Source organism: Haladaptatus sp. W1 (genome assembly GCF_001723155.1).
Lineage (GTDB): Archaea > Halobacteriota > Halobacteria > Halobacteriales > Haladaptataceae > Haladaptatus > Haladaptatus paucihalophilus.
In genome coordinates this window covers 64,717-76,208 of the sequence record NZ_MEIH01000334.1, presented here as the reverse complement: position 1 = coordinate 76,208, position 11,492 = coordinate 64,717, and the positions used below count along the sequence as shown (strand labels likewise).

7 protein-coding genes and 1 pseudogene are annotated in these 11,492 nt (G+C 50.3%); 2 read left to right on the top strand and 6 right to left on the bottom strand.

All coding sequences use genetic code 11. From position 1 onward, the window contains the following. Nucleotides 1-723: 723 nt before the first annotated feature. Entirely contained in the window at nucleotides 724-2,049 is a 1,326-nt protein-coding gene (locus BG842_RS19130) for an orc1/cdc6 family replication initiation protein (RefSeq protein WP_069452018.1), read from the top strand. A 1,087-nt stretch (nucleotides 2,050-3,136) separates the two neighbouring features. Here the strand turns inward: BG842_RS19130 and BG842_RS19120 are convergent. From BG842_RS19120 to BG842_RS19105, 4 genes are all read right to left on the bottom strand, one after another. Continuing rightward, entirely contained in the window at nucleotides 3,137-4,591 is a 1,455-nt protein-coding gene (locus tag BG842_RS19120) for an ethanolamine ammonia-lyase reactivating factor EutA (protein ID WP_069452017.1), read from the bottom strand. Nucleotides 4,592-4,604: 13 nt separating this feature from the next. Beyond that, nucleotides 4,605-5,339 (bottom strand): ethanolamine ammonia-lyase subunit EutC, encoded by a 735-nt coding sequence (eutC, locus tag BG842_RS19115; RefSeq protein WP_069452016.1) that lies wholly within the window; start codon nucleotides 5,337-5,339, stop codon nucleotides 4,605-4,607. Beyond that, nucleotides 5,336-6,709 (bottom strand): ethanolamine ammonia-lyase subunit EutB, encoded by a 1,374-nt coding sequence (locus BG842_RS19110; protein ID WP_069452015.1) that lies wholly within the window; start codon nucleotides 6,707-6,709, stop codon nucleotides 5,336-5,338. The genes eutC and BG842_RS19110 overlap by 4 nt, the downstream gene beginning before the upstream one ends. A 483-nt stretch (nucleotides 6,710-7,192) precedes the next feature. Continuing rightward, nucleotides 7,193-8,602 (bottom strand): APC family permease, encoded by a 1,410-nt coding sequence (locus BG842_RS19105; RefSeq protein ID WP_083252642.1) that lies wholly within the window; start codon nucleotides 8,600-8,602, stop codon nucleotides 7,193-7,195. Between the two features lie 197 nt (nucleotides 8,603-8,799). Here BG842_RS19105 and BG842_RS19100 point away from each other — a divergent pair, with 197 nt between their 5' ends. Further along, nucleotides 8,800-9,507 carry a helix-turn-helix domain-containing protein gene (locus tag BG842_RS19100; RefSeq protein WP_069452013.1) on the top strand — a complete coding sequence of 236 codons (708 nt, stop codon included), beginning with the start codon at nucleotides 8,800-8,802 and terminating at the stop codon, nucleotides 9,505-9,507. Here the strand turns inward: BG842_RS19100 and BG842_RS19095 are convergent. After that, the gene (locus tag BG842_RS19095; RefSeq protein ID WP_217493347.1) at nucleotides 9,504-10,799 is read right to left on the bottom strand and encodes a glutamine synthetase family protein; all 1,296 of its coding nucleotides are present in this window, start codon (nucleotides 10,797-10,799) and stop codon (nucleotides 9,504-9,506) included. The two genes, BG842_RS19100 and BG842_RS19095, sit on opposite strands and share 4 nt — an antisense overlap. Before the next feature lie 381 nt (nucleotides 10,800-11,180). Continuing rightward, nucleotides 11,181-11,294 (bottom strand): annotated as a pseudogene (locus BG842_RS29100) (IS5/IS1182 family transposase); the annotation flags it as partial. Between the last annotated feature and the right edge of the window lie 198 nt (nucleotides 11,295-11,492).

Genomic DNA, 11,492 nt, shown 5'->3' with positions numbered 1-11,492 from the left:
AGGATAGCACTCTCTAGACGTGATGGGCGAATATATCCTGACGGTAATCCAAAGACCACACTCACACCCCTATCGATTTGTTCTGGCGGGAAAGAGCATAGTGAGGAAGTCAACCACAGGGAATCCACGAAGGGATAGCTTACCAGAACTCATCCTTTGATAACTTCGGAATTCATATACCCAAATATTACCGTATTCGGCTGACTGCAGGCATATAGAACAAACCGATAGGGGTGAGACAATAGGAGTAGAACCTGGAAAACAGAGAAGGCAACAAATAGCTGCACGTCCCTGTTCTCTGTCTTGTGATCCTATTGGATCCTCTTTTAAGTAGCTGTTTGTCGGAAAATGGGCAGAGGGAACGTAATTAGAACAAATCGATAGGGGTGCGTCCCTCTAGCTAGTTATAGACTAGTACTAGAAAGAAAAGAAGAAAATAAAGAAAACGATTCTCAATTCTGCGCTAATCGTGCCGTAGATGCAACGACGGTCCATTCATGGATTCGACTACCCTCACCACCATTGTGGTTAGAACAAATCGATAGGGGTGAGAGGGTGTACTGGACTCATCGTAAATCGATCCAGACAAAGACTCTTTAACAAATCGTCGGGGGTCAAGGAAGACAGCAGTGTAACCTCCCGACATCCTGTTTCTGAGCGTCATACTGGCAGAAAAGAAATCGACAGGGGAACCTTTTAGTATCATGATAGAGTGGATCAAGTATGCCCACGGATCCTGGTCCCAAGGGAACTCCCAAGTCTACCGGTTCTATCAAAGATCTTATCCTTGAGCAGGAGGAAGCTGCGAGTCTCATCAAGAACCGTTCCCTCCTCGAACCAAACGAGATCGTCGATGAGGAACGGATTGTCGGTCGTGATACCCAACTCACGGATATTACTCAGCACCTTCGCGTCGCGATTAGTAACGAGCGGCCACCGAATCTCTTCCTCTATGGACCGTCTGGGACCGGGAAATCGCTCATCATCAACGCCGTCTGCCAGAACATCGTCGAACTCTGCGAAAGTCGTGATATCCGGTTCGGCGTCATCCAGATGAACTGCCAGAACGTGGGTACCCTCGGTGCAGCCGTTTATGAGCTTGCCCGAAAGGTGGCGAACGACATCGGAACGACTGTCGACGTTCCAGAACACGGCATTCCAAACAAGAAAAAATGGCGCGAACTCTACCGTCTTATCAACGAACACTACGATACGGTCGTGGTCATCCTCGATGAACTCGATATGCTCGTCGGTCGTCGCGATAAGGATGAGCCAGCCTTCTCCCGCCTTCTCTATCAGCTTTCTCGTGCTGGAAGCACCGATGAAATCAGTGCCCAGGTCTCCGTGACCGCCATTACTAACGATACGAAGATGATGGAAAGTGTCGGTAGTCGTGCTCTCAGTTCGTTTACCCCCGAGGATGTCCACTTCAGCGACTACGATGCCAACCAGCTCCGGGAAATCCTCCAAGCCCGTGAAGATGCTTTTCACGAGGATGCACTCAGTGACGACGCCATCCCGCTCGCAGCAGCATTCGCCGCACAAACCAATGGGGACGCACGAAAGGCGATCGATCTGATGCGAACAGCGGGGTCGATTGCAGAAAAAACAGGCGCGGACAAAGTTCAGGAAGAGCACGTTCGAGAAGCCCAAGATAAGGTTGAACAGAACCGCGTCTTAGAGGTAACTCGTGGGATTAGCACGCAGAAGAAGCTCTGTCTCTTCGCGACTGCGGCTGTGGCACGTGAAACTGGAACTGGTGCAACGAAAAGCCCGATCGGGTACCGAGTGTATCAGTATCTTACAGGCACTCTCGGTTCGGATCAGTATCACCAAGAGACGTACGTGAATAAGATGAAGGAACTGACGACGTATTCGTTGGTCGAGACAGAGCGGAAAAGCCAAGGGCCACACTCGGGCAGCTACCTCGAGTTCACATTTGGTGAAAACCCGGAGACCATCATCGAAACACTCCGAGAAGATTCGCGCCTAGACGACGTCCATTATGACGAGCTCCGTTCTGTTGTGAACGCACAGCTCAAGCAGTAACTTGTTCTTCGAACAAATCGATAAGGGTGTGGTTGTTAATGATGACCCAGCTCTACTGCTGACAAGAACAAGTCGATAGGGGTGTGTCTATACGTCTTGGTGGTCTTTCACACAACAAATCGATAGAGGTGACCCTCCGGGATCTCGAGTCTCCGATATCCTAGGAGAGCAGTCGCAACCGAATGGATTACTGCTGCGCCAAGGATACGACTGGTTAGGCGAACATTCCTCACGTTAATATACAATACCAACAGTAATGCCCAACAAGATCAAGGACTCTGGCGATGGGCTTGCTCCAAGTCACAAAACCCGCTCAGGCAGCTGGACTTGTCGAAGAAACTGACGGCGAAACCATTCGACTTGCAGACAGTCGTGTGTTCCCATTCCCAACATAATCTCCTCCTCGTCGTCGACATCGACCGTGTCAAAAATGAAAATGTCGTCGAACTCTCGACATCAGCCGCTCTCGACATCATCTCGATCCACCGAGTCGAAAACGCCACACTCCAAATCGCAGGCAACGGCTATCAGGTTCAATTGCCAGATGCTGGGATGCAGGATTTCATGTCGGTGATCGAGCTTCGTGTACGTCGGCACTAAATATGCTCGTCATTGCAGCAGAGGGTTCCGAACGAATTGTGGCTGATATAGTGATGATTCGGAAAGAGCAGATCTAATGATCCACCGCGCCTTAGTTAGTATATAATACTAACCATGAGACGAATGTATCTGGTCATTTGAACTGGTAATAATAGTCGTCCTCGAGAAAACACTCTACACAGTTATTCAACTGTTTACCCCGAGAAAGCGTTTCTAACCTCGATTTAGTGGGATTTCAGTTAGCTTCCTCATCTCCCCTCGTTGTGTGCCCGTCCGAATCGTCCCTAACTATATTTGTAGTAGTTTGTCTACCAACTTCCAAGTGCGGAATTTATTTAGTCGCATTCTATAGTCGCTGGCGAAGGCAAATAGAGAGCAGAATACATGAACAGTCGTGAGTTACAATAGCATACTAACACCGGTAGTTCACGGTCGAAAAACAAGCCCCATGGAGTGTTGCGGAAAAATTCAATTTGAACTGGTAACGTTAGTCTCCGAAGACAAGTGATTTAACTACGACCGGGACAGTCCTGCCAGTCATAATTGACTCGCCAATATCTATGTAATCGCCATCGTTGGCTGCAATTTCGTCGATGACAATGAGAGGTGCAGACGATTCAGAGACAGCTCTCAGTCTCTGTGCAAGTGCTTTCGCACAATTCTGCTGTGTGAGTATGATACGAGGTTGGTTGTTGGTAAATCGAGCGTCATAGACATTCGCGAGGGCCTGTGCGAGTGTTGAGATTCGATCATAGCTCAGGGTCTCAATCAACGGAAGCGAAAGTACAATCGGATTACTGTGGTTCGTGTCATATAATGCAAGTCCCTGGTCAATACAGCACTCGATTTCATGTGCGAGGTAATCTCGATCCTGACCAGATTCAATCGGTGGCCCTTCGATGACGGGGAGGTTCTTTAAGGGAAGCAGTGAGTCATCAAGATGAACAGTGGTCCCGCTGAAAGATGTCGTCTGCGTACCAGCCCCGATAACGGTCGCACGAATATCTTCGGTCGGCTCATAGACAGAAAGAGACGATTGCTCGAGTCGGGATTGTAACGTTGACGCAAGGGCCTCTCCAAAGTCGTGAAATGTGAATTGTGAGTCGGTCGATGAATTTCTTTCTGCCTGGACGAGCCGACCCACACCACCACTAAACATGACATCGGGGTCCTCACGAGTAGAATATTCAGCGTCCCCGATTGTCAGAGATCTAGTGTCTGGCTGAACGGGATTTCCAGCAATTGTGTCAAAGATAGCATCAACCATCGCTGTAGCAAGTTGGGATAGTTGTTCATCAGCTGGTTTCGTGCCGACACGAATATCAAGTCCACACGTGTCGATCAAGAACTTTGCTGGCTCTGAGAGGTGCGTGATACGGCCATCCGAAGTGAATCGAAGCAATCGCCCACCGACATTAAGACAGCGGGTTTCGACGACCTCTGATCCAGAAAAGAGGCACATGTTCGTGGTCCCGCCACCAATATCCACATTGAGAATCGATTGGTGGTTTTCTGCAGCCCGTGTCGCAGCGCCGGATCCATATCCTGCTAGTACTGATTCGAGTTCGGGGCCCGCCGTTGCAATGACGAACTCCCCTGTATCTTCAGCAAGTAGCTTCACCAGTTCTTTCGCATTCTCCTTGTACGAGGATTCACCAGTGACAATAACGGCCCCGCTATCGATATCTGTCGGTGAGTAGCCCGCTGTCTCGAACTCAGATTCGATCAGATTTTGAATTGTAGGGACATCGAGTGTGTGCTCATCCACGAGTGGTGTCTCGTAAATTGCCCCTCGATACGTAATCTGAGACTCCTCAACATCGACAGAGACAGCACCGATACCCGAAGAAGAAACGGTGAGTTCACTGATGATGACCTGCGTCGTCGTCGTCCCGATATCGATACCGACACTGGTCAATACAGTAGAACTAGATCCTGACATAGTTCACTCTCCGTTACTCAAGATCAAGACCACTCCCCTCGTTCTCATCCATCTGTTTGACGAGGTCGACAATTTGAGCGCCTGCTTCGATTGCGGGAAGCCCATCAGGATGTATATTCGAGATAACGGATTTCTTTGCCGTCGCCATCCCTCGTTGCGGACTATAGACGAGGTATGCACTCAAGCTCTTAGCCGTGTTCAATCCTGGTCGTTCTCCAATCAGATTCACAATGATGGTTGCACCGAGCTCCTCGCCGATTGCATCCATCACATCGACACGACCATATTTTACAAAGAGTGGTGTTCCAACCTCGAATCCTTGCTCTTCGAGACCGTTGGTAAGCATCGGTAAGAGATCAGGGATGTTCTCTTCCACTGCTGTGGAGCTTAACCCATCACAGACGATAATCTGGACATCTGGATCCTGAATACATTCCTCTCGAATCAGACTACTGGTTTCGTCTGATAACTGGCGTCCCAAATCGGGTCGAGCAAGATATTGGTCTTGGTTGGTAACGCAACTTTGGATCTGCATGAGTCCCAACTCGTCAAGCGCTTCTTCATCGACCTGTGTGAGGACTGCATCACGTGCTTGTGCATGATCTGCCCGAAACGAGAGGACAGAGGACGTGCGAGGCCGGGTACCACTCCGTCCAACCCCAAGTCGGGATGCACTTATATTTCTAATTTGTTCTAAGGCGTCCTCGTGGTCGGCATCATCCGCGTGGCGGGTTTCTTTATTGGTCATTGGTTGTTATTGAGGAACACAGTTGGGTCACCAGCTTTCTCGGTGAGCCGTCCGTTATCAGTGATTCCCATTGCTTCGAGCCATTTTGCAAATTCGGGTGCTGGCCGCACATTAAAAATGTCCCAGAGAGCAGAGGCATCGTGATAACTATTTGATTGATAATTGAGCATGGTGTCATCGCCCATCGGAACACTAATGAAATAATTTGAACCCGCAGCGGTCAGCAACACCGCTAGATTCTCGATATCGTTCTGATCGGCTTGGATGTGATTCGTATAGCATGCATCGATACCCATCGAAATGCCCGTGAGTTTGCCCATAAAGACATCCTCAAGACCAGCTCTAATGACCTGCTTACCGTCATAGAGATACTCGGGGCCAATGAAGCCAACAACAGTGTTCACGATAAAGGGATCATAGCGTTTGGCCAGTCCATAGCATCGTGCCTCCAACGTAACCTGGTCAATGCCTGCATGTGCATCACTCGAGAGTTCAGATCCTTGTCCCGTCTCGAAGTACATGAAGTTCGGGCCGGAGCCAGTACAGTGCTCCTTGCCGAATTCGTAGGCATCATCGAGGAGATCGACATCAATTCCGAAGCTTTCGTTACCAGCTTCTGTACCGGCGAGACTCTGAAAGAGGAGGTCGGCAGGAGCGCCATTCTTGACCGCTTTGATCTGTGTTGTGAGATGTGAAAGAACACAGTTTTGAGTGGGAATATCCCACTCATCGATGAACTCTTTTGTCATCTCGAGCAGCCGCTTTGTATTGTCGGCATTATCCTCGACTGGGTTAATGCCGATAACAGCGTCACCAACTCCATAGGAGAGACCCTCACATATTGAATATCGAATATTCTCGACATCATCAGTTGGATCGTTTGGCTGGAGTCGGAATGAGAGTGATCCTGCTGATCCAATTGTGTTATTACACCGAGCTGTGATGACCATCTTCGATGATGCTTGGATCAAATCCATGTTCGACATGATCTTTGCAACCGCTGCAATCATCTCGCTGGTCAGCCCCGGTCGAATTCGGTCGATATCCTCCTCAGTCGTCTGCTCATCAACGAGGAACTCACGAAGATCAGCGACTGTCCAGTCACTGATTTCATCATAAATAGCGTCATCTACTGCCTCCTGGATGACGCGGGTCACTTCATCGTCTTCATATGGGACAACTGGATTCTCTCGGAGAGTTGCGAGTGAAATTCGACTAAGTGTGTCTTTGGCAGCGACACGTTCAGCTGCCGATGAAGCGCCGATGTCTGCAAGCTCGTCTCCAGATTTTTCCTCATTTGCTTTCGCTAACACTTCTCGAATCGAGTCGAACGTCCGTTGTGATCCAGTAATTGTTGATTCAAGTTTCATTGTTCAGTTTACGTATTAGCTGGAAGGTGGCTGCTGTACTCATTTCCCGAGGCTGGCTGGGATTCACTCCTGTAATCTGGTGCAATGTCCAAAGCCATAGAATGAGAGGTGTTAGCTTGACTCATGTAACGATATGAAAGAAGAAGATTCTAATGGAACTCGATTGCTCCGTTTATTTGCGGGTGTTTATTACAAGGATAGATCTCACCCACCTTCTCGGGACTCAGCTGAAGGGTTATTTATGAACAGCTGAGGAATAACTTTTCACTCAAAAAATGAGCCGATTCACGACTACCGAAAAGTGTCAGAGAACCACAAACCGATGGTGGTGGTATGCCGGGTGGGGCGGTCATGACCTCCACAGGGCGATTTCCAGTTCACCTTGCCCCAACTTGGGTCTCGATAGCGCCCGCCGATACCCTCGTGGGAGTTGCGCTACGGAGCTAACTGGCTCAGTAAAAAATTTCGCTTGCTGTAAATCGATCAATCGTCGGCGCTGATCGCCGCCTCTTGGAGCGTCTCACTCGTCTGGCTCGACACCCAGGCCTTCGCAAACACGAATCCTACGATATAGATACCGACCGCAAGAGAGAGCAATAATGCCCCTCCGACAAGTCCGTACTGACTCGCGTATCCCGCGAGGACAAGCAACGTGAGGAGAATCCCAACGACGTAGGTGATCGTTGGGAAACTAAACGGCCTTTTGAGATCCGCATGCGACCATTTGAGTACGATGACAAGACCGAGCACCCACAGATATGCGATAAGCCATGCAGCGGTCGCAGCGTTGATCAATAGCGAGACTTTCCCGGAGAAGAACGTCGGGATGAGCACGATGATCGCCGTGAGGCCGATGGCCGGCCACGGGGCTTCAAATCGCGGGTGGAGCCAGGCGAACTGCTCGGGCCAGAGGCCTTCACGAGCCATTGCGTAGATGATTCTGGGAATAGAGGCATACGCAGCCAAGAGTGCACCTAGCGTGGCGGAGAATGACGCAATACCGGTCAATCCAACCCCGAGGTCTCCGAGCAAAAGACCCCCAATCTCAATCTGAGGTGCGTTCCCGAGATACACCGCCTGACGGACTGCTGGGTCGAACACTGAGGCGACGCCGAGTCCCATCACGAGTCCAACTGCAAGGATGATGACGGCGCCAATCGCGATACCTTTCGGAATATTCTTCGATGGGTTCTTCACTTCCTCAACGAGCGGTGTGGCGAACTCGAGGCCGAGGAACGCCCATACTCCGAAGGTCGTTGCGGTAAGAACACCGGCCCAACCGAATGGGGCGAATTGATGGGTGAGAACCGCCGCATTCGACGCTCCTGCGTTCGTGAACCCAAGATACGCAACAACACCTAACGAGACACGGATTCCTAAATTCACGATGATGAGAAGCAGTTCGATGATGAGTGTCGTACCGATCCCCAGCATGTTGATACCAACCGCGATTAGGTTGAAAATCAAGATCCAGAGTACTACAGATCCGATATCAAGAGTCTGAACCATGGCACTTGAGCCAGCAGTGGATTCGGCTGCCCACACGAGGCCGAACAGCAACCAGTATCCTGTTCCGATACCTGCAGCGAGGGTTAACGATCGTGTCGAGCCGTGTTTGGCGAACGCCTGTTTGGTGTATTCGTAAATTTGCCCTGCCCTCGGAAACATCGTCGTCATCTCCGTGAACGCAAGTGCCGCAAAGAGATTGATGAGGCAGCCAATCAGGAGCGCAATCACGAAGGCTGGGCCCGCTTCACCGACCATAATAAATCCACCCGCGAAGGTCGAAGTCGAGACAACCAGCCCAATGGCAATAACTGCTGGTCCCCACCAGCTGACAGTATGATCGAATTCGGTTCCATCTAGTTCTGCTTCTGTTTCGGCCTTTGCCATGACACCTATTCACATGATTGACTAGGGAGTAAACAATATCTCCGTCACTTTGGGATGATTTATTAGTGACGACGGTCGTTTTAAAACCCAACACCGTGGATGAAATTGGTAGTATTTTTAAATTGAACAATGAAAATCCGACCCCGAGGTATATATATGGCAGAAGTTGAATCTAGTAGGATCACAATGATGGAATCATGATTGAATACACATTCAGAATTGAGCATAATGAGTGCTGGACTGAAAGGATTAACGACGTTTTTCCAAACATACGGGCATCAATAATCTACTCTTACCTCATTCATGGAACGAGCATTACCATGATTGAGGTGACGCAAGTCGAGGAAAGCGAAATCGACGAACTCGTCGACTGGCTTCAGAATCATCCAGTAATGAACACAAGCCGGCTGGTCAGTTATACAAGCGCTAATAATCGGGGCGTCATCTGTCTGGAAGGGAACTACGATGTGGACACAGAACCAGTCCTAAATGTGTTGCTCAGGAACAACTGTTTCCCCACGATTCCAGCGACTGTCGTCCACGGTCACGAACACTGGGATGTACTCTCTCCGTCACATGAACAAGTGAGTCAGGCCCACGAGGAACTCCAACAATTGGGGTCTGTGAAGATCGACTCGCTCCACTCAACAGACTTCGAGCGGATGTTTACAGGGCTTCTTGAAGTAAAGAAAGCCATTCAGGATCTCTCCGCACGACAACTTGAGGTACTCTCACTCGCGATTGAAGAAGGTTACTACGACTCACCACGTTCGTGTAAACTCGAAGACCTCGCTGAACTCGACCCAACGGGTGTCTCAACCGTCGGCGAACACCTTCGACTTTCCGAGTCGAAGATCTTGAAAGCGATCGAGCCAATGCTTGACCGGCAGACCGACGATGACTAAAACTCGTTCAGATATTCGTCGTGTTCCCATTCAGTCACATGATTCATCGAGCGGTTGAATTCATCGCGCTTTAGCCGTATGAACTCCTCAATGATTGCCGGACCAAGCGCGTTTGCAATGACCTCATCATCCTCGAGATGTTCAAGCGCGGCCCAAAGGGTGCGAGGGAGACGCTCGTATTCTTCCTCATACGCGTTCTTCATCGTCGGTTCCCCTGGATCAATTTCGTTTTGAATTCCGTCAAGTCCGGCGGCTAACGTGGCTGCGATACCAAGATACGGATTGCATGCTGAGTCGGGAACTCTGTGTTCAATCCGCGTCGCCGATCCGAGATCGGGTGGCAAACGAACCACCGTCGAGCGGTTATCGGGCCCCCATGCGATATTGACGGGCGCCCAGATGCCAGGAAGGAGCCGTTTGTACGAGTTGACCGTTGGCGCACAGATTGCTGTCAGCGCCTTCATGTGCTCGAGGAGTCCACCGACAAAGTGTCGACCCTTCTCGGAAAGTCCAGACTTCTCTGGGACTTTCCCCGCGGGGAATTGGATGTCGTCGGTAGTGCTTTCAAACAGATTCTCCGATCCCTCTTGATTCCAGAGACTGAGGTGGAGGTGCATCCCGTTGGCATCCTCACCCGAGTGGGGGCGGGGCATGAGCGTCGTCTTATAGCCGTGTTGACGCGAGATAGACTTGAGCGCGTGCCGAAGAAACATGATATTATCCGCCGTTGAAAGAGGGTCGTCGTACTGAATGTTAATCTCATACTGTCCAGGTTGAGACTCCTGATGGACACCGAGGACATGACTTCCTGCCGTTTCCATCGCGCTCATCCAGTCATGAATGAGGCCAGACCCTACGTCGAGAGCGTCGAGATCATAGGAACAGCGGTCGTTGAACGGAACCCATTCTCCCTCGTCGTTTGGACTCAACAGTGAGAACTCGGTTTCGACGCCGACGCGAGCCATATATCCCTCCAATTCGAGCTTGTCAAGAACACTCCGGAGTGCACTCCGGCTACAGAGATCGAAGCGCGACTTATCGACGTTAGTCAAGTCGGTGAAAACAGTGGCTGTGTTATCGGCCCATTCTACCGGTGACACGGAATCGACGTCAGGTACGGCGATCATGTCGCCACCCTCGGCACCGTATTTTGGATCATCGAGGAGTCCGGGTTCGAGAGTCAGTTCTGCAACCCCATTAGCGAACCCGACGCCTTCTTCGATCGCGTGTGCGGCCTCACCACCAGGCATCGTGATGCCGCGCGCAACACCGTTGAGGTCTGTCCAGACCAAACGGATCGTTTCGTACTCTGAAAGGGAAGTCATTGAGACGGTAGGTGAATGCAGTAGTGGTGTATATGAGTTTCCCTCAAACTGACGATTCATTAATAACGAGTCTCGATCCGCTGTATGTCACAGCAGTCCGAACCTGTCAAATCCTCCAGGTAGGAGACACAATACTGATAGAATTCGGTGTCCTGCCCTTGCGCCAAGAGTCGAGGATGATCACGTAGAAGATAGAGTATTAGCTGCTGAATTAAATTAGAGTAAACGCCTTTGAGACGTTTACTCGTCAGGGTGAATTAGAGGCAAACACCATGAACCGGTTGGTCATAAGGCCATACCACGGCAGTTAGCTCTGATCGGCCCATAGGAATAGCAATACCGATCAGACAGGAGGAAATGTTTAGTAGACGAAAATCCAGCAGGCGACCCCGCGTGCTTCCCCAACGCTTGTTTAGCTAGCCGACGACACTGCACAACGAAGTCGAAGAAATCGATTTCCATAGGACAGAGTCGAATCCCTCGGCTTCACCCTTCTAAACCATTGATATCGGCTGATTAGGTCGCTATTCAACAGAGCAAGTTAAACGACCAGGAACGCTACAGCGACCCGCGTTCTCGATCAAGTTAGTGAGTTCTCGAGGAACATGCGATAATCCGCCCCCAACTCATGAGCGACGACGACCTCATCGCCGGGCAAAC